Here is a 24,270-nt window from a genome sequence, read left to right on the forward strand (position 1 = left end):
CTACTCCTGTGCATCCATGAACGGCGGTCCCGGCATCTTAGCCAATCGCACCGACAATCGCAGCAGCTCTCTCCATGGCAAGACTGTGAGTCCCCGCCGAATCCACTATGCTCGCGCAGGTGCGCAGAGTCGTTTCAAGGAGAGTAAGAGTGCTGGCAACTGCTCTGGTGTTGATGGCAGCGGTACTGCATGCAATATGGAACACCCTCGTCAAATTCAGTGTCGAACGGCTGCTTGTGATTGCCAGTATGGATGCCGTGGCTCTGCTCTGTGCGCTTCTGGCGCTGGGGTTCGTCACCGCGCCCGAACCGCATATCTGGCCATGGCTGGTGGCGTCGGCGCTTTTCGAACTGCTTTATCGCTGTCTGCTGATCAAGGCTTATCGGGTCGGTGATCTCGGGCTGGTCTATCCGCTGATGCGGGGGCTTTCGCCGTTGGTGGTGCTGGGGCTGACTCTGGCGTTTGCGGACGAGCAATTGAGTGGGCAGCAGATTTCCGGGATTTTGCTGATTCCTCTGGGGATGGTCTGTCTGCTTTGGCAGGGCGGAGGTGGCGCTCGTCTGCCATGGTCGATGTTGCCCGTGGTGGGCATGATTGGCGTATGTATCGGCAGCTACACTTGGATCGACGGGCAAGCCATTCGTTTGGGAGCACATCCGCTGGACTATCTGGTCTGGCTGACGCTGATCAGCGCCTGGCCTTTTCCGTTCCTTGCGGTCTGTCACAAGCGCTCGGCCTTCATGTCGTTCTGGCGCGAACAGTGGCAATTGGGTCTGTGCGTCGGGCTGTGTGTCCTGTTCAGCTATGCGCTGGTGCTTTGGGCCATGCAGTTGGGGTCGGTTGCCGAAGCGGCGGCATTGCGGGAAGTCAGCGTAGTGCTGGTGGTGCTGTTCGGTATGCGTTATCTGAAAGAGCCTTTTGGTCGGCCTCGGTTGTTGGCTTGCGGGCTGGTATTGCTCGGCATGTTTCTAATGAAGTTCAAGTTATAGGAAGTTGAGGTATGACAGTTGCATTCTGGTGCGTATTGATTGCGATCATTTTGCCGATCGTTTGTGCTGGCATAGCCAAGATCGGAAGTGGCAGGTACTCGAACAGACACAATCGCGATCCACGAAGCTTTCTCGATTCACTGGAGGGTTTTCCCAGGCGCGCCCATGCGGCGCAATTGAACAGTTACGAAATCACGCCTGCGTTCGCTGCCGCGGTGATCATTGCTCATATAGCGGGCAATGCGCAGTTGGTCACCATCGATGTTCTGGCCGTTCTATTCATTACCAGTCGGTTGCTCTACATCATCTTCTACATTGCCGATCTGGCTACCATGCGTTCTGTGGTGTGGCTGATCGGTCTTGCTGCCATTGTAGGAATGTTTGTAGCTTCGGCTTTTCCGGCTGCCTGAGTGCGGCATTGCTGCACGTCTCTTTCAACGGTGGTCGAGGATACTGGCCACCGTTGCCCATCTGATGGATCGAGCCCTGATTGAAAAGACTCTGTGCTGTTCTGTTGTCCTGTCTGGTTCTGAGCGCCTGTGGCGGTGTCGACCCCGATTCACCCTTGGGGCAGCGCAAGGCGATCTTCAAGGAAATGCTCAGGACCAGCGAGGATCTGGGCGGCATGTTGCGCGGGCGCATTGCATTCGACGGTCAGCGTTTCAGCGATGGAGCAATCCACCTCGACCGTCTGGCCCATGAGCCCTGGAAGCATTTTCCGCAGGTCAGGGAATCAGACCATACAAGCGCAACGGATGCCGTCTGGCAGAAACAGGCCCGTTTTCAGGACATGGCCCGCGCGCTTGAAACTGCAACCGGCGAGCTGGTAACAGTCTCCGGCGTCAGGCCGTTCTCAGCCGACAACCTGACACCGGCGGTCGACAAGGTCGAGGCCGCCTGCCAAGCCTGTCATCGGGAATTCAGGAACCACTGAAGCCGTGGGAGCGCGACGCCGAGGTGGCTGGTGATCTCCTGCTACTGGACTTTTTCCAGTTCGGTCTGGGCGTCCTGCAATTGCTTGCGAGACTCGGCCAGCTTGTCCTTGCGCTTGTCGATTTTCTCCGGATCGCCCTTGGCCATGGCCTTGTTCAGGTCGTTCTGGCGGCGGCTCACTTCGCGCTTGGCATCCAGCACTTTCTGTTCCCGTTGCTTGACCAGTGACGTCTCGCTGCAGTTGGCGTTGACCTCACTCAAGGCTTTTTCCAGACCTGCCTGCTCGCGTTTATTGCCATCGGCCTTGGCTTCCTGAATTCTGTTGCTGATCTCCTGGCTCTTGACCAGGCATTCCGATGGCGGCGGGGCCTGTTCGGCGGCGAGTAGCGGGGGCGCTGACAGCGTGATGCTGCCGAGCAGAATCAGGGTGGAAAGAAACTTCATGTGAACTCCTTGAAAAACCATAACGTCCGGGCACGCGGGCGATGAAAAAACGATATTAAAAACCTGCGATACCTTGATCCCGTAGCTGCTCACGCAATGCCTGCACCTGCGGGTCCTGAAAAAACTCCCAGAGTCGTGTGGCCCTTCCTGGACCTATACCCGGTTCGCTTTGCCATTGTTCGATACTTCTTGCAGCCAGTTCACGCCATTCCATGTCCGGTTTCAGCCCGCCTGCCGGGGGCAGACCTATGGCGACAAGCCAGGTCTGAAACGGTCTTTCCCGGGCAGTCTGCAGACTGTCGAACAGTCTGGTGCTGCTGCGTTCTGCAAAACCCGGAATTTTAGCAAGCTGCGCACGATCCAGGGTCATCCAGTCGAGCAGGCCGTTGATCTGGCCGGCTTCGATCAGTCTGTCCCAGGTTCCCGGGCCAACCCCTGGCAATGCCAGACCCTTCTTGCCGCTGAGCCAGACCAGCCTGGCCCGGAACTGACTTTCACATCCCGGCGTCGGCTGCCAGCAACTCAGACCATGAAAATCGCTTTGTTGTGGAACCGCCAGTGGAATTCTTTCGCTATTGCGTGAAATCACCTTGTCCAGGCGCGGGATGGTAAGGCCTGCAAGGCTCAAGGAAACCTGATCGCCGGGGCGGATATCCAGTGCTTGCCAGCGTTGCAGTGAGCCGATGCTGAGTCGGCTGATGGTCCGGTCATCCAGGCGCACAGGCCTCAGCTCCAGCACTGGCGTGATCCTGCCGCTGCGTCCGATAGTGAAGTTGACCTTGCGCACTTCTGCCAGCACCTGGCCGTAGGGATATTTCCAGGCCGCGATCCAGTAGGGCGCCTTGGCCTGCCAGCGCCGGGCCGGTGGCCGTTCACCGTGGCGCATGATGATGCCGTCAGTGGCAAATGGCAGTGGATTGCGGTACCAGTAGTCTCGCCAGTCTCTGGCCTGGGTAAAGCTTTCCAGCGGTTGGGTATAAGTGGCGCTGTCGTCGAACCCCATGGCTTTCAGACCTGCGATTCGCTCTTGCAGGGTTGTCGGCCCGGTGGGCCAGTCCCAGACGAATAACCCGATCTGCAGGGCCTCGGTGGCGCTCAGGTCTTGCCGAGCCATCCACCCGGCGACCTTGCTGCGGGCATTGATGCTGCCCGCCGTGGCCTGCACATGCGCGGGCTGACGCCAGTACAGCTCACCTTGCAGAACCAGTGGCCCGGTTTGCGGCAATTGTTTGGGAATGGCGGGTATAAGCTGTGCCTGATGCGTCCAGTCCTGGCCCTTGAGGCCGTCGCCACGACTGATGGCTTTGCTGAGTCTGCCGTTTTCATACACCAGCGATACCGCCACCCCATCGACCTTGGGCTGTATCCACAAGTCCTTGCGGCCTTTGAGCCAGTCCTGCACCGCTCGCTCGTCTGCCAGCTTGGTCACGCCAGTATGTGGAACGGGGTGAGGGACCGGGCCTCTGGCAGTTTTCAGTGGATTGTCTTCGGGCACTTCTGAGGCGAAACAGGAGCGCAGAACTCCCAGGCGTTGGCGGACCTGATCGTAAATTTCATCTTCTATCAGCGAGACGCCTTCCCGGTGATAGCTGTCGTCCCATTGGTCGATCTGCTGCTGCAAGGCCTGAGTCTCTTGATGAGCCCTGGCAGGTGACCAGTCGGGGCAAGGGCTGGCAGAAACGAATGAAATATGCAGGGTCAGGGCTGCGCAGCCCGCTAAAAAACGTACAGCGTTCAACATCGAAGCATCCTTGCTTGAGGGCGTGGCTTTGAGGCTAGACGTTGTTCTCTGTCGAGAGGAATCAGGTGATTACCGGGTTTTTCGGCGGGTACAGATGGGGGTGAATTACGCAGGTAGCTGTATCTTTAGTCTTTGTTGCGAGCATGCAGAATAAGCACTCGGTTCAGTTATTGATCGGGTGTCCCATGGATCTATCGACCCTCGCGGTTTTCATTCCTGCCTGTTTCGCCCTCAACATGGCGCCTGGCCCGAACAATCTGCTCTCCATCAGCAACGCTACGCGCTATGGCTTTGTCCGCTCATGTGTTGGTGGCGTGGGAAGGTTATTGGCTTTTGTGATCATGATCTCGCTGGCTGCGGTGGGGCTTGTGGCGGTACTGCATACGTCCGAGTGGTTGTTCCACGTGATCAAGATTGTCGGCGCGGCCTATCTGTTTTACCTGGCAGTGCAGTTGTGGCGGGCCAGTCCTCAGGATCAGGGCGATATGAGTGCTGTTTCGGCGAATACCTGGAGTCTGGCGCGTCAGGAGTTTCTGGTCGCCATCGGCAATCCCAAGGCGATTTTATTGTTTACGGCTTTCTTGCCGCAGTTCATCGACCATACGGGTCATGTAACCAGCCAGTTCGCGATACTGGGTGGGCTATTCATAGCTTTGGAGTGCGTGGCTATCAGTCTGTACGGCTACATGGGCGTGCATGCTCGCCGGTTGTTTGCCCGGCCCAGCGGCAAGCGCTTGTTCAATCGCGCCTGCGCCGGGTTGCTTGCGGGAGCCGCTTCGGTCTTGTTGGTATCGCGGCGGGCTTGAGGGGCAGTTATTTCTGATGGTTTGTATCCTGTCCGCCAAAGATATTCGCGCGGCTGTTTGATCGGCTGCCATCGTTGTATTGTGTGTCTTGTCCGCCAAAGATGTTTGAGCGGCTGCTTGAACGCCTACCGTCACTATATTGTGTATCTTGCCCGCCAAAGATATTCGCACGGCTATTTGAACTGCTCCCATCATTGTTTCGTGTGTCTTGTCCGCCAAAGATGTTTGCACGACTACTTGAGCTTCTGCCATCGCTGTATTGCGTATCTTGCCCACCGAAGATATTTGCCCTGCTTGTGGAGGTTGTTCCATTGTCATAGCGGCAGTCATAACCACCAAAGATGTTGGTGCTGCAAGTATCGGCAAAGGCTTGATGCAGCGGTGAAGCGAGCAGGATGGAGCCCAACACAATAGCCTTGAGTTTCATGATGTTCCTTACAAATAAGCGCAGGAATAACGGGAAAAGTCATCAACCTCACTCGACGCTGCGAGAGTGATCGAGTATTGGGGCGGGAAAGTATCAATGGCTTAGTGTCAGTGGCACCTCATTAAAGCCTGGGTCAAGTCTTTTAAGTTTATACAGATATGGCATTGCGCTATTATCTATACAGACTGAATGTTCCAGACTAAGTTTCGAGTGCGAGAAAAAATATCGGCACACTTGAAACTTTGTAAGCGCCAGAAACAACAAAGCCCCGAACGATCGGAACGTCCGGGGCCTTGTGTTGATGCGTTAAAGCGTATTACAGACCGGCAGCCTTGCGCAGTGCGTCGGCGCGGTCGGTTTTTTCCCAGGTGAACGTGGTGAAGGTGTCGTCACCCACGGTCTTGGTTTGCGGCGTGCGGCCGAAGTGGCCGTAGGCTGCGGTTTCCTGGTACATCGGGTGCAGCAGGTCGAGCATCGTGGTGATTGCGTATGGACGCAGGTCAAAGATCTCGCGAACCAGCTTGATGATCTTGTCATCGCTGATCTTGCCGGTGCCGAAGGTGTTCAGGGAGATCGAAGTCGGTTGAGCGACGCCGATGGCGTAGGAAACCTGAATCTCGCAGCGCTCGGCCAGACCGGCAGCGACGATGTTCTTGGCAACGTAGCGGCCTGCGTAGGCAGCGGAACGGTCAACCTTCGATGGATCCTTGCCGGAGAATGCGCCGCCGCCATGACGAGCCATGCCGCCGTAGCTGTCGACGATGATCTTGCGACCGGTCAGGCCGCAGTCACCTACCGGGCCGCCAATGATGAACTGGCCGGTCGGGTTGATGTGGAACTGGGTGTCCTTGTGCAGCAGCTCGGCTGGCAGCACGTGCTTGACGATCAGTTCCATCACGCCTTCGCGCAGATCGTTGTAGGAAACTTCAGGGTTGTGCTGGGTCGACAGAACGATGGCGTCGATGCCAACAACCTTGCCGTCTTCATAGCGGCAAGTGACCTGGGATTTCGCATCCGGGCGCAGCCACGGCAGCAGGCCGGACTTGCGGGCTTCGGCCTGGCGCTTCACCAGCTGGTGCGAGAACGCGATTGGCGCAGGCATCAGTTCGGCCGTTTCGTTGCTGGCATAGCCGAACATCAGGCCCTGGTCGCCGGCGCCCTGATCTTCAGGCTTGGCACGGTCAACACCCTGGTTGATGTCAGGAGACTGCTTGCCGATGATGTTCATCACGCCGCAGGTAGCGCCGTCGAAACCGACGTCGGAGCTGGTGTAGCCAATGTCGCTGATCACGTCGCGAACGATCTGCTCGAGGTCAACCCAGGCACTGGTGGTGACTTCGCCAGCAACGATTGCAACACCAGTCTTGACCAGGGTTTCCACGGCTACGCGAGCGTGTTTGTCCTGGGCGATGATGGCGTCAAGAACCGCGTCGGAAATCTGGTCGGCGATCTTGTCTGGGTGTCCTTCGGACACGGACTCGGAGGTGAAAAGTGAGTATTCGCTCATCTCTACGGGTTTCCTGAATTTTACCGATGGTGAGTGTTGCCAGCCGGTCGCTGAAAATGGCGAACCTGGATCTGGAAACCATTACGTAAGCCTACATACAGGCTTTCCCCGGGAACTAGCCCCGCAGCGATGGCCCAACGGGCCAGGTCATCCTGTTCGAAACCTAACCAGAGATCGCCACAGGCCTCCCTGGCCCAGCTCTGGTCATGACTACACAACTCTGTTACCAGCAGGCTACCGCCGGGTTGCAATCGCTCGGCCAGTTGCTTCAAGGCTTCGGCCGGTGCCGCCAAATGGTGAAGCACCATGTTCAGAACGACACAGTCGGCGCTTACTTTAGTGCCCGTAAGGGCGTCGGCCAGTACCAGCTCGACGTTGTCCAGCTTCTCGCGCTCGCAGACATCGCGGGCCAGTTCCAGCATCGCCTGACTGTTGTCCATGGCGGTGACCCGGGCAAAGCGGCTGGCCAGTTCCGGTAGAAAGCCACCGTCGCCGGGGCCGACTTCCAGTGCTGTTGCCTGAGCGTTGAAGCTCAGTTTGTCCAGCAGGCTCAACAGGCTATCGCGGTATTGGGCAAGCCCGGCGATCAGATCCTGCTGGGCGCGAAACTTTTCTGCGGTGCGTGCAAAGAAATCCTGACTGGCCTGGGCTCGCTGGCGATGCACAAGGTCGATGCGCAGGCTGACATCCTCAGGCAGGGTCAGCACATCCACTTCGTCGAGCAGGGCCGCATGCAGCTTGCCACCGGTCAGTTCGGTGTGGGGCAGGGCGCGACGGTAAAAGATCGCGTTGCCTTCCCGGCGTGTCGCCACCAGAGAAGCCTGGGCCAGCACTTTCAAGTGATGACTCATGCCCGACTGGCCGATGGCAAAGATCTGCGCCAGCTCCAGTACACCGAACGAATCGTTGGCCAAAGCGCGCAATACATTCAGTCGCAGAGGGTCACCGCCGGCCTTGCACAGTGCAGAGAGGTCGTCGCAGTGATCATGGCTGATTGCAGGCACACATAGGTTCATGGGGTCGCAGTCTAGTTAGCGACTGTGTCGGCTGCAAGAGCAATATCAAAAAGTTTTGATATTGGATGTCGAGGGTCCTTGTTCGTGATGGCCGTCACGTTATTGCCGGCGCAGGCACTGATTGACGGGGACAAATAGCGCCGCAAGGCAGGAAAAACATCGTCAACGACTATCTTTCATTGCTCCCGGGCAGTGCCTGAGAGAAAATGGTCGCCTTTTTTCCGATCCCATTCCTTCATTCTCCAGGAGATCAGCGATGCCAAGCCGTCGTGAGCGTGCCAACGCCATTCGTGCCCTCAGCATGGATGCCGTGCAAAAAGCCAACAGCGGCCATCCCGGTGCCCCCATGGGCATGGCGGATATCGCCGAAGTTCTGTGGCGCGACTATCTGAAGCACAACCCGGCAAATCCTGCGTTCGCCGACCGTGACCGCTTCATTCTGTCCAATGGCCACGGCTCGATGTTGATTTACTCGTTGCTGCACCTGACCGGCTACGACCTGTCCATCGACGACCTGAAGAACTTCCGTCAACTGCACAGCCGCACCCCGGGCCACCCGGAATACGGCTACACCCCGGGTGTCGAAACCACTACCGGCCCACTGGGTCAGGGTTTTGCCAACGCAGTCGGTTTTGCCGTGGCCGAAAAGACCCTGGCAGCTCAGTTCAACCGCCCGGGCCATAACATCGTCGATCACCATACCTACGTTTTCATGGGTGATGGCTGCATGATGGAAGGCATTTCCCACGAAGTGGCCTCCCTGGCCGGTACTCTGGGACTGGGCAAGCTGATTGCCTTCTACGATGACAACGGCATCTCCATCGACGGCGAAGTCGAAGGCTGGTTCACCGACGACACGCCGAAGCGTTTCGAATCCTACGGCTGGCAGGTCATCCGCAATGTCGACGGTCACGATGCCGACGAGATCAAGACTGCCATCGACACCGCCCGCAAGAGCGAGCAGCCGACCCTGATCTGCTGCAAGACCACCATCGGTTTCGGCTCGCCCAACAAGCAGGGCAAGGAAGAGTCCCACGGTGCTCCGCTGGGTGCCGATGAAATCGCCCTGACCCGTGCTGCGCTGAAGTGGAGCCACGGTCCTTTCGAAATCCCGGCCGATATCTACGCCCAGTGGGATGCGAAAGAAAAAGGCCTGGCTGCCGAAGCCGACTGGGATCAGCGTTTTGCTGCCTACTCCGCTGCTTTCCCTGAGCTGGCCAACGAGTTCATCCGTCGCATGAGCGGTGAACTGCCTGCCGATTTCGCCGAAAAATCGGCTGCTTATGTGGCTGAAGTCAACGCCAAGGGCGAAACCATCGCCAGCCGTAAAGCCAGCCAGAACGCTCTGGGCGCTTTCGGCCCGCTGCTGCCTGAGTTCCTGGGTGGTTCGGCTGACCTGGCCGGTTCCAACCTGACCATCTGGAAAGGCTGCAAGAGCATCACCGGCGAAGACGCCAACGGCAACTACCTGCATTACGGCGTGCGTGAGTTCGGTCAGGCCGCAATGATGAACGGTATCGCCCTGCACGGCGGTTTCGTTCCTTACGGCGCCACCTTCCTGATCTTCATGGAATACGCTCGTAACGCCGTGCGCATGGCCGCTCTGATGAAGAAGCGCGTCATCCACGTGTTCACCCACGACTCCATCGGTCTGGGCGAAGACGGCCCGACTCACCAGCCGGTCGAGCAACTGACCAGCCTGCGTACCACGCCGAACCTGGACACCTGGCGTCCGGCGGATGCCGTGGAATCGGCCGTGGCCTGGAAGTACGCCATCGAGCGCAAGGACGGTCCTTCGGCGCTGATCTTCTCTCGTCAGAACCTGCCTCATCAGGCCCGTGACGAAGCTCAGCTGGCGGATATCGCTCGTGGTGGTTACGTCCTGCGCGACTGCGCTGGCGAGCCTGAGCTGATCCTGATCGCTACCGGTTCGGAAATCGGTCTGGCCGTGCAGGCGTTCGATGCTCTGAGCGCTCAGGGCCGCAAGGTGCGCGTGGTTTCCATGCCTTGCACCAGCGTCTTCGAAGCCCAGGACCCAGGCTACAAGCAAGCCGTTCTGCCGCTGCAGGTCAGCGCCCGTATCGCCATCGAAGCCGCCCACGCCGACTACTGGTACAAGTACGTCGGTCTGGAAGGTCGCGTGATCGGCATGACCACTTTCGGTGAATCGGCACCTGCGCCTGCGCTGTTCGAAGAGTTCGGCTTTACTCTGGAGAACATCCTGAGCACGGCTGAAGAGCTGTTGGAAGACTGAGAAAGGTCGCAATAACCATGTAGGAGCGGATTCATCCGCGAAGATGCCCGTCCGCCGATACCTTTGTATTGGCTGGCAGGTTTTTCGCGGACAAGTCCGCTCCTACAGGTTTATGTGCAGTACGATTTGTCTTGCGAGCACCACCATGCCTCAACACCGCCCTTACAAAGTTGCACTGAACGGCTACGGCCGAATCGGTCGTTGCGTCTTGCGCGCGCTCTGTGAGCGAGGTGCACGGGCTGGTTTCGAGGTGGTCGCGATCAATGATCTGGCCGATATGGCCAGTCTCGAATATCTCACCCGTTTCGATTCCACTCATGGTCGCTTCCCCGGCGATGTGCGGGTCGATGGGCAATACCTGCACATCAACGATCACCGGATCAGAGTGCTGCGCAGCGCAACGCCCGAGGGCATCGACTGGGCGGCGCTGGGTGCGGATCTGGTGCTTGAATGTTCAGGTGTCTACAACACCCGCGAAGATGGCCAGCGCTTTCTCGATGCGGGTGCGTCTCGGGTACTGTTCTCGCAACCGATGGCCAGCGAATCCGATGTGGATGCGACCATCGTGTTCGGTATCAACCAGCAGAAGCTGACCGGCACCGAGCGACTGGTTTCCAACGCTTCCTGCACCACCAACTGCAGCGTGCCATTGCTGCGCCTGCTGGATGATGCGCTGGGCCTTGAATACATTTCGATCACCACGATCCACTCGGCGATGAACGATCAGCCGGTGATCGATGCTTATCATCACGAGGATTTGCGCCGTACGCGTTCGGCTTTCCAGTCCATTATTCCGGTCTCCACTGGTCTGGCACGTGGAATCGAACGGCTCCTGCCGGAACTTGCGGGCCGAATTCAGGCCAAAGCAGTTCGCGTACCGACGGTCAACGTCTCGTGCCTGGATATCACGCTGCAAACGGCGCGTGATACCGATGCTGTGGAAATCAACCGAATCTTGCGTGAGGCCGCCACCAGCGGCCCGCTCAAAGGCCTGCTGGCATACACCGAATTGCCGCATGCCAGTTGTGATTTCAACCATGACCCTCATTCGGCCATTGTCGATGCGAGTCAGACCCGAGTTTCCGGCCCCCGGCTGGTAAACCTGCTGGCCTGGTTCGATAACGAATGGGGTTTTGCCAATCGAATGCTCGACGTTGCGGACCATTTCTTGCGCGTCGCGGATCAACAACAGTAAAAAACAGGAACGCCTCATGACCGTGTTGAAGATGACCGACCTCGATCTGCAAGGTAAGCGTGTGCTGATTCGCGAAGACCTCAACGTCCCGATCAAGGACGGCGTTGTCAGTAGCGATGCCCGAATCCTTGCTTCGCTGCCGACCATCAAACTGGCGCTGGAGAAGGGGGCTGCCGTACTGGTCTGCTCGCACCTGGGCCGTCCGACCGAAGGTGAGTTCTCGGCCGAGAACAGCCTCAAGCCGGTTGCCGACTACCTGAGCAAGGCGCTGGGCCGTGAAGTCCCTCTGGTTGCCGATTACCTCGATGGCGTCGACGTCAAGGCGGGCGATGTCGTGCTGTTCGAGAACGTGCGTTTCAACAAGGGCGAGAAAAAGAACGCCGACGAGCTGGCGCAGAAATATGCCGCGCTGTGCGACGTCTTCGTGATGGACGCTTTCGGCACTGCTCACCGCGCCGAAGGCTCGACCCACGGTGTTGCCAAATTTGCCAAGGTCGCTGCGGCAGGTCCTTTGCTGGCAGCCGAACTGGAAGCGCTGGGCAAGGCTCTGGGCGCACCGGCCAAGCCGATGGCCGCCATCGTTGCCGGTTCCAAGGTTTCCACCAAGCTGGATGTGCTCAACAGCCTGAGCGCCATCTGCGACCAGTTGATCGTCGGCGGCGGTATCGCCAACACCTTCCTGGCTGCAGCCGGTCACAAGGTCGGCAAATCGCTGTACGAGCCGGACCTGCTGGACACCGCTCGCGCCATTGCCGCCAAGGTCAGCGTGCCATTGCCGGTGGACGTGGTGGTTGCCAAGGAGTTCGCCGAAAGCGCTGCTGCGACCGTCAAACTTATCGCCGATGTGGCCGACGACGACATGATTCTCGACATCGGCCCGCAAACCGCGGCCCAGTTTGCCCAATTGCTGAAATCTTCCGGGACTATCCTGTGGAACGGTCCGGTCGGCGTGTTCGAGTTCGATCAGTTCGGCGAAGGGACCAAGGCATTGGCCAAGGCCATTGCCGAAAGCGCCGCGTTCTCCATCGCTGGTGGTGGCGATACTCTGGCAGCCATCGACAAGTATGGCGTTGCACAACAGATTTCCTACATTTCCACCGGTGGCGGCGCGTTCCTCGAGTTCGTCGAGGGCAAGGTCCTGCCAGCCGTGGAGGTGCTTGAGCAGCGTGCAAAGGCCTGATTTTCCGGTTCAGGAAAGGGAGTAGTTCATGGGCAGGACGTTACCGTTATTGCTGGTCGCAGGTCTGCTGGCCGGTTGCGCAGGCAAGCCTGAGGTTGACGATACGGGGCCTGAGCCCCAGGCGCAGTTGCTTCAACTGAGTTGCTATCAGGCCGGTTGGCAAGCTGAAACCGTGCCAGTGATCTACAAGCGTGGCGGTCAGGAAGTATGGGACCGTTACGAGTTCATGCCTCGCGTGGGCAATGTGGGCTGTCTCTGAGTCAGGTGAAGGCTCGCAGGTAACATCTGCGAGCTTTGGCGGTCATTAAAGGGTGGGATCTTTTCCGAGAAGGAGTTTCGCCATGAAAATCGCCACCCTGGCTCTTGTGAGTTGCATTGTTTTGGCAGGTTGCAGCAGTCCGGGCTCCAAAGCCCGAACCTGTGAAGTATTCAGCCCGGCCTCCGTGAATGTGCCGACGACCGACAATACCCAGCGGGTCGAGGCGCATGTCACGGGTGAACCGGCCAGTGATCGTAATCAGCAGCAGAACTGCCCCTGATGTAGCGAAGCGAGCGGCATATGCCGGGCTTCCCGGGGCAGGCCAGGAGACGTGATGAAAGGCTTGATTGCCCTTGCGGCATTTGCAGTGCTCGGCGGTTGCGCGACGTCAAAGGCGCCGCAGTCCAGTGATTCCTGGAACCACTGGGTATGTGACAGCAAGGCCGAGGTCCATTGGCGCTTTGCCGATTCGGCCAGGAAGGAAGTGGATGTGCGCCTGAACCAGAGCGATCAGGTTTTCAGGCTCAAGGCCCAGCCTGGTGCTGCCAGCGGGACGCTCTACAGTAACAATGTGTTGGCTTTTGCCAACAAGGGTGACGAAGGCCTGATTTACTGGGACGCCACCAACGATTTGATCGGACGCGGCTGCAAGGCCAGATAAGTCGTAGCCGATGTACCACCCGCATGGCCCTTGTGGCTCTTGCGTATAACTTGAATAGCAGTCGCCACTACGGCAGGCTTGCACGATTAACGACCCGACCGGGAGACACACAGACAATGGCACTTATCAGCATGCGCCAGATGTTGGACCACGCAGCCGAATTCGGCTACGGCGTTCCAGCTTTCAACGTAAACAACCTGGAACAAATGCGCGCCATTATGGAAGCGGCCGACAAGACCGACTCCCCGGTGATCGTCCAGGCTTCGGCCGGTGCCCGCAAATACGCCGGTGCCCCGTTCCTGCGTCACCTTATCCTCGCGGCAGTCGAAGAGTTCCCGCACATCCCGGTGGTCATGCACCAGGACCACGGCACCAGCCCTGATATCTGCCAGCGTTCGATCCAGCTGGGCTTCAGCTCGGTCATGATGGACGGCTCGCTGGGTGAAGACGGCAAGACGCCTGCCAGCTACGAGTACAACGTCGACGTGACCCGTCGCGTAGTTGCTTTCGCCCACGCCTGTGGCGTGTCGGTAGAAGGTGAGCTGGGCGTTCTGGGTTCTCTGGAAACCGGTATGGCCGGTGAAGAAGACGGCGTTGGCGCAGAAGGTATCCTGGATCACAGCCAGATGCTGACCGACCCGGAAGAGGCTGCCGACTTCGTCAAGAAGACCCAGGTCGATGCCCTGGCAATCGCCATCGGCACCAGCCACGGCGCCTACAAGTTCACCAAGCCGCCTACCGGTGACATCCTGGCGATCGAGCGCATCAAGGAAATCCACAAGCGCATCCCGAACACTCACCTGGTGATGCACGGCTCTTCGTCCGTTCCTCAGGAGTGGCTGAAAATCATCAACGAGTACGGCGGCGACATCAAGGAAACCTACGGTGTTCCGGTCGAAGAGATCGTTGAAGGCATCAAGCACGGCGTGCGCAAGGTCAACATCGACACCGACCTGCGTCTGGCTTCTACCGGTGCCATCCGTGAGTTCATGGCCAAGAACCGCAGCGAGTTCGACCCGCGCAAATACCTGGCCAAGACAGTCGTTGCCATGCGCGACGTATGTATCGCCCGTTACGAAGCCTTCGGTACCGCCGGCAACGCCTCGAAGATCAAGCCGATCTCCCTGGATCGCATGTTCGAGCGTTACGCCAAGGGCGAGCTGGATGCCAAGATCAACTGAGTGTTGATCCGGTAATAAAAAACCCGCAGTGATGCGGGTTTTTTATGGGGCATGTTTTTGTTGTTCTCTGGAATCACATCACTCTTGACGCCTCGCACGTAGCGAGCAATGCGTGGTTTAGAGAACATTTTCTCCAGAAGCATTATGTCTGCAGTCTGGTCAATCAAATTTGCACATCCTGTTTTTGCGTATTAACATCCATCTCGCAGCCTTGGAGCGCCCTCTCCCAGAAGAGCCTTTTGGTTCATGCTGGTGACGACACCAGGTAGGTATTCATGGCCCCGCTTTGCGGGGCCATCCTGTTATCGAGCCGGTTAAATCTTTTTTGGCTTGAGACACGGCCTCTTGATCCATCGATCATTTCCCATTTTTCATCAACTCCGCACACGCCGTCTTGTAAGCCTCATGCTGATACTTGTTCAAGGTATCGGGCAGGGCGAAGTCGTGTTTTCTGTGCTGGGCATTGATGGTTTGCGGTGACACAAGGATCACGTCGCAATCGGCCAGGAGTTGGAAGACGGTTTCGATCTTGAAGGTGGTGGGGCCACCGGCGAATTCGCCTTTCTTGCTGCGTTTCTTGATCGCGACATGGCTGATGCCGTTTTCCCGCACAAAGCTTGCGATCTGCGCGGCGAAGGCTTTGACGTTGCCGGCCTCGTCATCATCTGCCAGCGCGATCTTTCGGGTTGCCAGCGGCAAATGCGCAGTGCCGCCGTTCTGACGAGTGGCCAGGGCGAAGATGGCTTCACTGCCTTTGATTTCTACACCACAAATAATCATGGGAATGCCTGGTGCCTTCGATTCATATAAAGGAACAGGTTATCTCATCGCTGGCGTTATTCCTGCGCAATTGATTCCAGATATTCCGAACGCTCGTCACTCATGCGCGCAATGCAGTCGTTTTCGTTGATGGTGTAGGCCTTGCTACCCGCGGCAGACGGGAAGACTTCGACTGCGCAATCGGCATCACGCAGCTTTTCCCAGGCCTGCTGGGCAGTCTTGAGCTTGCTGGTGAAGTCGTTGTATTGCGATTTGTTGGCGACAAATTGCGACTGGACGCGATTGAGCAGGTTCTGAAAGTTTTCCTTGAGCAGCTCTTCTGCGGTGTGTCGGCTATAGACCGAGCACTCCAGGGTCTGGTTGTCGCTATCGACGCCGTCGCACGGCGTGCTGTCCGAATCTTGAGCCGCTTGTGCGCCGGTCACGACGGTCGCCATGAGGGCCAGGGTCAGGAAAATCGTTTTCATCGAGTGGCTCCGATCCATTGATGCCTTGAATTCTGGCCTAAGCGCGAGGCAAAGAACAGGTTTACGACACAGGCTGACAGTGTCTCATGGCCCTTTGTCGCATCTTGACGCTTTCGGCAAACCCCCTGTCGTTTTTGCACCCGGCTCGCCGGACCCTCCGGCATATGCTGACCCCAATAGCGCCGACAGCCGATTCGGCGCGCAAGTACCTAAAAAGGGGACAGCCTGATGAGCCCAGCCGAACTGCACGCCGATAGCATCGTCATTGACGGGCTGATTATCGCCAAATGGAATCGCGAGCTGTTTGAAGACATGCGCAAAGGTGGCCTGACCATGGCCAACTGCACGGTATCGGTGTGGGAAGGTTTCCAGGCCACCATCAACAGCATTTGTACCAGCCAGAAGCTAATGCGCGAAAACAGTGACCTGGTTATGCCGGTCCATACCACTGCCGACATCCGCAAGGCCAAGGAGCTGGGCAAGACCGGCATCCTGTTCGGCTTCCAGAATGCTCATGCCTACGAAGACCAGATCGGCTACGTCGAGATCTTCAAGAAGCTGGGCGTCGGCATCGTGCAGATGTGCTACAACACCCAGAACCTGGTGGGCACCGGCTGCTACGAGCGCGATGGCGGCCTCTCGGGCTTCGGGCGCGAGATCGTGGCCGAGATGAACCGTGTTGGCGTCATGTGCGACTTGTCCCATGTGGGCTCCAAGACTTCCGAAGAGGTCATCCTCGAATCGAAGAAACCGGTCTGCTACTCCCACTGCCTGCCGTCCGGTCTCAAGGAACATCCGCGCAACAAATCCGATGCCGAACTGAAGTTCATCGCCGATCACGGCGGCTTTGTCGGCGTGACCATGTTTGCGCCTTTCCTGGCCAAGGGCATCGACTCGACCATCGACGACTATGCCGAAGCCATCGAATACACGATGAATATCGTCGGCGAAGACGCCATCGGCATCGGCACCGACTTCACCCAGGGCCATGGCCAGGACTTCTTCGAGTACCTGACCCATGACAAGGGCTACGCCCGTCGGCTGACCAACTTCGGCAAGATCATCAACCCGCTGGGCATCCGCACCGTGGGCGAATTCCCGAACCTGACCGAAACCCTGCTCAAGCGCGGCCACTCCGAGCGCGTCGTGCGCAAGATCATGGGCGAGAACTGGGTCAACGTGCTCCGAGACGTCTGGGGCGAATAATTTTCCACGCGACGACCCCCTTTGAATTGATAACCCCACTGCCCTGTGTGCAGTGGGAGTAACCCGAATTTCTGGAGTTTGACCCCATGGCTAAAATCGCCCCGCAACTGCCTATCGAAGTCGACAGCGAAACAGGCGTCTGGACCTCCGATGCATTGCCGATGCTCTACGTGCCGCGCCATTTCTTCGTCAATAACCACATGGGAATCGAAGAGGTGCTGGGTGCCGAAGCCTACGCCGAAATTCTTTACAAGGCCGGCTACAAGTCCGCCTGGCACTGGTGTGAAAAGGAAGCCGAATGCCATGGTCTGGAAGGCGTTGCGGTGTTCGAACACTACATGAAGCGCCTGTCCCAGCGTGGCTGGGGACTGTTCAAGATTCAGGATATCGATCTGGAAAAGGGCACTGCCAGCGTCAAGCTCGAACACTCGGCGTTCGTGTATGTGTACGGCAAGGTCGGACGCAAGGTCGACTACATGTTCACCGGCTGGTTCGCCGGCGCAATGGATCAGATCCTGGCCGCCAGAGGCAGTTCTGTCCGCACCGTTGCCGAACAGGTCTACGGTGGCTCCGAAGAAGGTCATGACGACGGTCTGTTTGTCGTGAAACCGTTGTAAGTCGAGGATCGTGTTATGGCTTTCGAAGCAATGTTCCAGCCGATCCAGATCGGCAAACTTACGATCCGCAACCGTGTCCTGAGTACCGCTCACGCCGAGGTTTATGCCACCGATGGCGGGATGACCACCGACCGCTATGTGAAGTACTACGAAGAGAAGGCCAAGGGCGGTATCGGCCTGGCGATCTGCGGCGGCTCTTCCACTGTAGCCATCGACAGCCCGCAAGGCTGGTGGAAGTCGGTCAACCTGGCCACCGACAAGATCATTCCGCACTTCCAGAACCTTGCCGACGCCATGCACAAGCACGGCGCCAAGATCATGATCCAGATTACCCACATGGGCCGTCGTTCCCGTTGGGATGGCGAGCACTGGCCGACCCTCATGTCGCCGTCCGGCATTCGTGAGCCGGTTCACCGTGCGACCTGCAAGACCATCGAGCCGGAAGAAATCTGGCGGGTGATCGGCAATTACGCCAGCGCTGCGGCCCGTGCCAAGGCCGGTGGCCTGGATGGGGTCGAGCTGTCCGCCGTGCACCAGCACATGATCGACCAGTTCTGGAGCCCTCGGGTCAACAAGCGCACCGACGAGTGGGGCGGCAGTTTCGAAAACCGCATGCGTTTTGGCCTGGAAGTGATCAAGGCCGTGCGCAAGGAAGTGGGTCCCGACTTCTGTGTAGGCCTGCGGATCTGTGGTGATGAATTCCATCCCGATGGCCTGAGCCATGAGGATATGAAGGAAATCGCCAGGTATTACGACGCCACCGGCATGATCGATTTCATCGGTGTTGTGGGCTCGGGTTGCGATACCCATAACACCCTGGCCAACGTTATCCCCAACATGAGTTATCCACCGGAGCCGTTCCTGCATCTGGCCGCCGGGATCAAGGAAGTGGTCAAGGTTCCGGTACTGCACGCGCAGAACATCAAGGACCCGAATCAGGCGACCCGGATCCTGGAAGGTGGCTATGTGGACATGGTCGGCATGACCCGTGCCCATATCGCCGACCCGCACCTGATTGCCAAGATCAAGATGGGGCAGGTTGACCAGATCAAGCAGTGCGTCGGTGCCAACTACTGCATCGACCGCCAGTATCAAGGGCTGGATGTGCTGTGCATCCAGAACGCTGCCACGTCTCGCGAATACATGGGCGTGCCGCACATCATCGAGAAATCCACCGGGCCGAAACGCAAGGTGGTGATCGTGGGGGCCGGCCCTGCGGGTATGGAGGCCGCCCGGGTATCTGCCGAGCGTGGCCATGACGTGACGTTGTTCGAGAAGAAGGACGCCATCGGCGGGCAGATCACTACGGCGTCGAAAGCGCCACAGCGTGACCAGATTGCCGGTATCACTCGCTGGTACCAACTGGAGCTGGCGCGCCTGAAGGTCGATCTGCGTCTGGGCACCGCTGCCGACGCGGCGACCATTCTCGACCTGCGCCCGGATATCGTGGTTCTGGCAGTAGGCGGTCATCCGTTCCTGGAGCAGAACGAGCACTGGGGCGCGGCCGAAGGCCTGGTGGTCAGTAGCTGGGACGTGCTGGACGGCAAGGTTGCGCCGGGCAAGAACGTGCTGGTCTACGACACCATCTGCGAATTCACCGGCATGTCCGTGGCCGACTTCCTGGCCGACAAGGGCTCGCAGGTCGAGATCGTCACCGATGACATCAAACCCGGCGTCGCGATTGGCGGCACCTCGTTCCCGACCTACTACCGCAGCATGTATCCCAAGGAAGTGATCATGACCGGCGACATGATGCTGGAGAAGGTCTACCGCGAAGGCGACAAGCTGGTTGCCGTCCTGGAGAACGAATACACCGGTGCCAAGGAAGAGCGGGTGGTCGACCAGATCGTCGTCGAAAACGGCGTGCGTCCGGACGAGGCTCTTTATTACGGTCTCAAGGAAGGTTCGCGCAACAAAGGCCAGATCGATATCGACGCCTTGTTCGCCATCCAGCCGCAACCTTCGCTGAGCCAACCGGGTGATGGTTACCTGCTCTTCCGTATCGGCGACTGCGTGGCCCAGCGTAATACCCACGCAGCGATCTATGACGGATTGCGGCTCTGTAAGGATTTTTGACGGCCATTGCAAGCCGCAGGCTTCAAGCTGCAAGTGAACGCATCGCTCCCATCGTTGCTCTTCTTGTGGCTTGAAGCTTGCGGCATGCACCTCGCCAGAGGTGACTCTGATGTTAAACACCCTTCTCCCTCTCCTGCTGTTCGCAGCCCTGGCCCTTGCGGTGCTGGGCGCCTTGCGGCGGGTAAAAATGTGGCGCAACGGCCGGGCTTCCAAGGTCGATCTGCTGGGCGGGCTGCTGGCCATGCCCAAGCGTTACATGGTCGATCTGCACCATGTCGTGGCCCGGGACAAATACATCGCCAACACCCACGTCGCCACAGCCGGTGGCGCGGTGGCGTCCATTGTGCTGGCGATTCTGGTGCATGGTTTCGGCCTGCATAACCGCTTCCTGGGCTATGCCTTGCTGCTGATGTCGGCGGTGATGTTCGTGGGGGCGGTGTTTGTCTTTCGTCGTCGTCTCAATCCGCCATCGCGCCTCTCCAAAGGGCCGTGGATGCGCTTGCCGAAAAGTCTGATGGCGTTTTCCGCCAGCTTCTTTGTGGTGACCTTGCCGGTTGCGGGCATTCTTCCCGAGAACTTCGGCGGCTGGTTGCTGGCTGCGATTCTGGGTGTGGGCGTGTTGTGGGGCGTCAGTGAGCTGTTTTTCGGCATGACCTGGGGCGGGCCGATGAAGCACGCTTTCGCCGGAGCCCTGCACCTGGCCTGGCACCGGCGTGCCGAGCGCTTCGGTGGCGGTCGTTCCACCGGGTTGAAGCCGCTGGACCTTACTGATCCGAGCGCACCGCTGGGCGTGGAAAAGCCCGAGGATTTCACCTGGAACCAGTTGTTGGGTTTTGACGCCTGTGTACAGTGCGGCAAATGCGAGGCTGTATGCCCGGCGTTCGCTGCCGGACAGCCCTTGAACCCCAAGAAGCTGATTCAGGACATGGTGGTCGGTCTGGCCGGTGGCACCGATGCCAAATTTGCAGGCAGCCCCTATCCATCCCTCGACGGCAAGGGCAAGCCTCTAGGCGAACATGGCGGCAATCCGCATCAACCGATCGTCAATGGACTGGTGGACGCGGAAACCCTGTGGTCCTGCACCACCTGCCGGGCGTGTGTGGAAGAGTGCCCGATGATGATCGAGCACGTAGACGCCATCGTCGACATGCGCCGCCACCTGACCCTGGAAAAAGGCGCGACCCCTAACAAGGGCGCCGAAGTGCTGGATAACCTGATCGCCACCGACAACCCCGGCGGTTTCGCGCCGGGCGGACGGATGAACTGGGCGGCGGATTTGAGCCTGAACCTGCTCAGCGAAAAGAAAACCACCGATGTGCTGTTCTGGGTGGGCGATGGCGCGTTCGATATGCGCAACCAGCGCACGCTGCGAGCGTTTGTCAAAGTCCTGAAAGCCGCGAAGGTCGACTTTGCCGTACTGGGCCTTGAAGAGCGCGACAGTGGCGATGTGGCCCGTCGTCTGGGTGATGAAGCGACATTCCAGATGCTGGCCAGACGCAATATCCAGACGCTGTCCAGATACAGCTTCAAGCGCATCGTCACCTGCGACCCCCACAGCTTTCATGTGCTGAAAAACGAATACGGTGCCTTGGGTGGCGACTACCTCGTTCAGCATCACAGCACTTACATGGCTGAACTGCTTCAGGGCGGCGCGCTCAGGCTCGGGCAACACAAGGGCTCCAGCGTGACGTATCACGATCCCTGCTACCTGGGACGTTACAACGGTGAATACGAAGCGCCGCGCGAGGTATTGCGTGCCCTGGGTATCGAGATCAAGGAAATGCAGCGCTCGGGCTTCCGTTCCCGTTGCTGCGGTGGCGGGGGCGGTGCGCCCATCACCGATATTCCCGGCAAGCAGCGGATTCCCGACATGCGTATGGACGATATCCGCGAGACCGGTGCAGAACTGGTAGCAGTCGGTTGTCCACAATGCACGGCTATGCTTGAAGGTGTGGTCGAACCGCGGCCGCTGATCAAGGACATTGCCGAGCTGGTGGCCGATGCCTTGATCGAAGAGCCGGTTGTCAGCAAGTCGGAGCCTGCCAGACGTGAACCTGCGGAGGTGCATTGATGAGCGACATTATCCGCCGTGACCCGCGTGCCGAATGGATCGCACGTAACCGTCTGCACCCTTTGCATGCAGCGATGCAGCCCGTACAGACCAGTTGGATGGGACCTAATGGCCTTATGCGCAAGAATGTGCACGGGCTGGGCTTCATCGGCCCCAATGGTATCAAGCGCATCGACCGCAGCGGCGCGCAGCAGGGCGGGACGGTCAAACGTTCTGCGGCTGCCGAGATCAGCCTGCCGCTGCATCAAGTGCCGGAGCCTGCGTTTTACATCACCGTGGTGCCGGACATGGTCGGTGGCCGCCTGAGCAGTCACGACCGGGATCTGCTGGGGCTTGCCCATCAACTGGCGGGCAGCGCTGGAGCGGTTCTGGCCGTGGTATTTGGCGAGCATAAGGAAAACACTTTCGAGACGGCGGGTGTCGACCGCCTGCTGGTTCTGGAAGGTGATGAGTTCAGCGGTTATTCACCGGAGCAGCGCGTGCAAGGGCTGCTGGCTGTGGATAACCAGTTCAACCCACGGCACTGGCTGTTGCCGGACAGCCGCAGCGGCGGCGGTGAGCTGGGACGGCGTTTTGCTGCCAGCCTGGGCGAGCGTCCGGCGACCCGTGTCTGGCAGGTCAAGGACGAACAGTGCATCGGGCGTGCGGGAGCGGGCCGTGAAGACCTGGCCCGTCCGCTGGCGCGCCTGATTCTGGCCGCTGCCGAATGCGCCGAGCCGGTCAGTGAAACGCGCCATGAAGCGTTGTCGGTGGAGTTATCCACACGTGTGGCGCGCAGTCTTGCACGTATCGAGGACCTTGGCGCAGTCGCCGTGGATCCGGCAGTTATCCCCATGGCCGAAGCGGAGTTCATCTTCTCGGGCGGCAATGGCGTCAAGGACTGGGACTTGTTCCATCGCACGGCTGCGGCTCTGGGAGCGACCGAAGGTGCCTCCCGGGTAGCGGTGGACGATGGTTTCATGAGCCGGGACCGTCAGGTGGGGGCCAGCGGAACCTGGGTCACTGCACGTGTGTATGTGGCTGTGGGTATCTCTGGCGCGATCCAGCACCTGCAAGGCATTGGTGCCTGCGACAAGGTGGTGGCGGTCAACCTGGATGCCAGCTGCGACATGATCAAGCGCGCCGACCTGTCGGTGATCGGTGAAAGCGCTGCCATCCTCCAGGCCTTGATCGAGGCGGTCGAGGCTTATCGCAACGAGGCAAAACGTGATGCGGCCTGAGCGAGGGAGTTCATCTGTGGATAATGCGTCATTGAACAAGACCTCGTTGCAGGTCATGAGCCTGGTGTCCATCGGCGCTCACCCGACCTCGGGACGCGCCCGTCGCGCCGAGCAGGATGCCCGCGCCGTGGAGCTGGGTCTGCAACTGGCTGGGGATAACTTGCAGGTGCTGCATGCCGGTAATCCCCAGGAGCCTGCATTACGGGCCTATATGGGCATGGGCTTGGACGAACTGCAGGTGCTGGAGCAGCCCGAAGGCGCGGACGCATTGCCTGCGCTGACCGACTACATCCGCGATGCGGGGGTGCAGATCGTGCTCACCGGCAGCCAGGCGGAAACCGGCGAAGGCTCGGGCATGTTGCCGTTCCTGCTGGCGGAACGGCTGGGCTGGCCGCTGGTGGTGGGGCTGGCTCAGGTGGAGTCTCTGGATAGCGGTGTGGCCCTTGTCCTGCAAGCCTTGCCGCGAGGCCAGCGGCGTCGCCTCAAGGTTCGCCTGCCGTTTCTGGCCACTGTGGATAACGCAGCGCCCAAGCCGCGCCAGAGCGCCTACGGCCCTGCGCAGCGTGGAGCCCTGGGTGTGGAGCAGGTAGAAGTGGTGGTGGATGAGTTACTCACAGCCCATAGTCTGCAACCGGCCAAACCCCGTCCCAAACGCCTGAAAGTGATCAAGGCCAAGAGCGGCGCCGACCGCATGAAGGCCGCAACTGCCAAGGCCAGTGGCGGCACCGGGCAAGTCCTCAAAGGCGTCAGCCCGCAAGAGGGGGCTGCGGCGATCCTCAAGTTGCTGGTGGAAGAAGGCGTCATTCGATAACTGTTTCCAGTACAAGCGAATTGATTGGCTCTGTCTGCATTAAGTGTTGCAAGTCCGTCCGAGGGCTGTAGGAGGCAGCTTGCTGGCGACCTTCACCGTTGTCGCCAGCAAGCTGCCTCCTACAGGAGTTACACACATTCCCTGTGCGTCCACCTGTGGATAACGTGTTCGCGGGTTGCTGAGCCCTATGTAAACCGTGCCTTACAGGCCTCTGGTTGAAAAATGATCAACCTAACTTGCGGTTTTTACTGACTTTTTCATGTGGATAAACAATCCACTGCTCCTCATTTTCCTATCGATTGCCCACAAACTCTGTTGGCCTCTCTGTGGACAAGTTGTTCGTGATCTCTTGCAGGCCATATAAGACGTGGCCTGCAAGGTTCTGTATGAAAAATGATCAATTGACTGTCAATTGAGATGAATCACCCT

Annotated in this window: 24 protein-coding genes; 17 read left to right on the plus strand and 7 right to left on the minus strand. The window is 58.8% G+C overall.

What is annotated here, in order from left to right; all coding sequences use genetic code 11:
• The first annotated feature begins 149 nt into the window (after positions 1–149).
• From JSY17_RS07225 to JSY17_RS07235, 3 genes are all read left to right on the plus strand, one after another.
• Positions 150–989 carry a DMT family transporter gene (locus JSY17_RS07225; RefSeq protein WP_122372308.1) on the plus strand — a complete coding sequence of 280 codons (840 nt, stop codon included), beginning with the start codon at positions 150–152 and terminating at the stop codon, positions 987–989.
• A gap of 11 nt (positions 990–1,000) precedes the next feature.
• Complete coding sequence (locus JSY17_RS07230; RefSeq protein ID WP_117167239.1) at positions 1,001–1,399, plus strand: MAPEG family protein; 399 nt, start codon at positions 1,001–1,003, stop codon at positions 1,397–1,399.
• Positions 1,400–1,479: 80 nt separating this feature from the next.
• Positions 1,480–1,923 (plus strand): c-type cytochrome, encoded by a 444-nt coding sequence (locus tag JSY17_RS07235; protein WP_232849324.1) that lies wholly within the window; start codon positions 1,480–1,482, stop codon positions 1,921–1,923.
• A 41-nt stretch (positions 1,924–1,964) separates the two neighbouring features.
• Here JSY17_RS07235 and JSY17_RS07240 read toward each other — a convergent pair whose 3' ends face one another.
• Positions 1,965–2,366: a DUF1090 domain-containing protein gene (locus JSY17_RS07240; protein WP_117186707.1), complete on the minus strand. Its 402-nt coding sequence runs from the start codon at positions 2,364–2,366 to the stop codon at positions 1,965–1,967.
• 55 nt (positions 2,367–2,421) lie between these two features.
• The gene (ligB, locus tag JSY17_RS07245) at positions 2,422–4,107 is read right to left on the minus strand and encodes an NAD-dependent DNA ligase LigB (RefSeq protein ID WP_206401540.1); all 1,686 of its coding nucleotides are present in this window, start codon (positions 4,105–4,107) and stop codon (positions 2,422–2,424) included.
• 185 nt (positions 4,108–4,292) lie between these two features.
• Here ligB and JSY17_RS07250 point away from each other — a divergent pair, with 185 nt between their 5' ends.
• On the plus strand, positions 4,293–4,913 hold the full coding sequence (locus tag JSY17_RS07250; RefSeq protein WP_206401539.1) for a LysE family translocator: 621 nt from the start codon (positions 4,293–4,295) through the stop codon (positions 4,911–4,913).
• A gap of 7 nt (positions 4,914–4,920) precedes the next feature.
• On the opposite strand, the gene JSY17_RS07255 is transcribed toward JSY17_RS07250, so the two are convergent.
• The 3 genes from JSY17_RS07255 to JSY17_RS07265 form a co-directional block, all read right to left on the minus strand.
• Positions 4,921–5,340, minus strand: a complete 420-nt coding sequence (locus tag JSY17_RS07255; RefSeq protein WP_206401537.1) for a hypothetical protein — start codon at positions 5,338–5,340, stop codon at positions 4,921–4,923.
• Between the two features lie 316 nt (positions 5,341–5,656).
• Entirely contained in the window at positions 5,657–6,847 is a 1,191-nt protein-coding gene (gene metK, locus JSY17_RS07260) for a methionine adenosyltransferase (protein ID WP_117167244.1), read from the minus strand.
• Positions 6,848–6,867: 20 nt separating this feature from the next.
• Positions 6,868–7,863, minus strand: a complete 996-nt coding sequence (locus JSY17_RS07265) for an ArsR/SmtB family transcription factor (RefSeq protein ID WP_206401536.1) — start codon at positions 7,861–7,863, stop codon at positions 6,868–6,870.
• Positions 7,864–8,119: 256 nt separating this feature from the next.
• Here JSY17_RS07265 and tkt point away from each other — a divergent pair, with 256 nt between their 5' ends.
• The 7 genes from tkt to fba all read left to right on the plus strand — a co-directional run bounded on the left by tkt (position 8,120) and on the right by fba (position 14,593).
• Positions 8,120–10,117 (plus strand): transketolase, encoded by a 1,998-nt coding sequence (gene tkt / locus JSY17_RS07270; protein ID WP_122372300.1) that lies wholly within the window; start codon positions 8,120–8,122, stop codon positions 10,115–10,117.
• Positions 10,118–10,262: 145 nt separating this feature from the next.
• Positions 10,263–11,312 carry an erythrose-4-phosphate dehydrogenase gene (gene epd, locus JSY17_RS07275; RefSeq protein ID WP_117167247.1) on the plus strand — a complete coding sequence of 350 codons (1,050 nt, stop codon included), beginning with the start codon at positions 10,263–10,265 and terminating at the stop codon, positions 11,310–11,312.
• Between the two features lie 16 nt (positions 11,313–11,328).
• Complete coding sequence (locus JSY17_RS07280) at positions 11,329–12,492, plus strand: phosphoglycerate kinase (protein WP_117167248.1); 1,164 nt, start codon at positions 11,329–11,331, stop codon at positions 12,490–12,492.
• Positions 12,493–12,520: 28 nt separating this feature from the next.
• Positions 12,521–12,751, plus strand: coding sequence for a hypothetical protein (locus JSY17_RS07285; protein WP_117181712.1), 231 nt, complete (start codon positions 12,521–12,523; stop codon positions 12,749–12,751).
• A gap of 82 nt (positions 12,752–12,833) precedes the next feature.
• Positions 12,834–13,031, plus strand: coding sequence for a hypothetical protein (locus JSY17_RS07290; RefSeq protein ID WP_117167250.1), 198 nt, complete (start codon positions 12,834–12,836; stop codon positions 13,029–13,031).
• Between the two features lie 54 nt (positions 13,032–13,085).
• A complete protein-coding gene (locus JSY17_RS07295) occupies positions 13,086–13,412 on the plus strand; it encodes an MliC family protein (protein ID WP_117167251.1) in 327 nt (108 codons plus the stop codon).
• Between the two features lie 116 nt (positions 13,413–13,528).
• A complete protein-coding gene (gene fba / locus JSY17_RS07300; protein WP_117167252.1) occupies positions 13,529–14,593 on the plus strand; it encodes a class II fructose-bisphosphate aldolase in 1,065 nt (354 codons plus the stop codon).
• A gap of 357 nt (positions 14,594–14,950) precedes the next feature.
• Here fba and JSY17_RS07305 read toward each other — a convergent pair whose 3' ends face one another.
• Positions 14,951–15,373, minus strand: a complete 423-nt coding sequence (locus JSY17_RS07305; protein ID WP_117167253.1) for a DUF3010 family protein — start codon at positions 15,371–15,373, stop codon at positions 14,951–14,953.
• A gap of 56 nt (positions 15,374–15,429) precedes the next feature.
• The gene (locus JSY17_RS07310) at positions 15,430–15,840 is read right to left on the minus strand and encodes a lysozyme inhibitor LprI family protein (RefSeq protein ID WP_117167254.1); all 411 of its coding nucleotides are present in this window, start codon (positions 15,838–15,840) and stop codon (positions 15,430–15,432) included.
• 228 nt (positions 15,841–16,068) lie between these two features.
• Between JSY17_RS07310 and JSY17_RS07315 the strand changes: the two genes are divergently transcribed.
• The 6 genes from JSY17_RS07315 (at position 16,069) to etfB (ending at position 23,841) form a co-directional block, all read left to right on the plus strand.
• Positions 16,069–17,046, plus strand: a complete 978-nt coding sequence (locus JSY17_RS07315) for a dipeptidase (protein ID WP_117167255.1) — start codon at positions 16,069–16,071, stop codon at positions 17,044–17,046.
• An 86-nt stretch (positions 17,047–17,132) separates the two neighbouring features.
• The gene (locus JSY17_RS07320; RefSeq protein ID WP_117181708.1) at positions 17,133–17,663 is read left to right on the plus strand and encodes a DUF5943 domain-containing protein; all 531 of its coding nucleotides are present in this window, start codon (positions 17,133–17,135) and stop codon (positions 17,661–17,663) included.
• 15 nt (positions 17,664–17,678) lie between these two features.
• Complete coding sequence (gene dgcA / locus JSY17_RS07325) at positions 17,679–19,739, plus strand: dimethylglycine demethylation protein DgcA (protein ID WP_117181706.1); 2,061 nt, start codon at positions 17,679–17,681, stop codon at positions 19,737–19,739.
• Positions 19,740–19,848: 109 nt separating this feature from the next.
• Entirely contained in the window at positions 19,849–21,810 is a 1,962-nt protein-coding gene (dgcB, locus tag JSY17_RS07330; protein ID WP_206401535.1) for a (Fe-S)-binding protein, read from the plus strand.
• A complete protein-coding gene (gene etfA / locus JSY17_RS07335; protein WP_206401534.1) occupies positions 21,810–23,030 on the plus strand; it encodes an electron transfer flavoprotein subunit alpha in 1,221 nt (406 codons plus the stop codon). The genes dgcB and etfA overlap by 1 nt, the downstream gene beginning before the upstream one ends.
• A gap of 55 nt (positions 23,031–23,085) precedes the next feature.
• Positions 23,086–23,841 (plus strand): electron transfer flavoprotein subunit beta, encoded by a 756-nt coding sequence (etfB, locus tag JSY17_RS07340; protein ID WP_404823336.1) that lies wholly within the window; start codon positions 23,086–23,088, stop codon positions 23,839–23,841.
• Positions 23,842–24,270 lie beyond the last annotated feature (429 nt).

Source organism: Pseudomonas capsici, assembly GCF_017165765.1.
GTDB lineage: Bacteria > Pseudomonadota > Gammaproteobacteria > Pseudomonadales > Pseudomonadaceae > Aquipseudomonas > Aquipseudomonas capsici.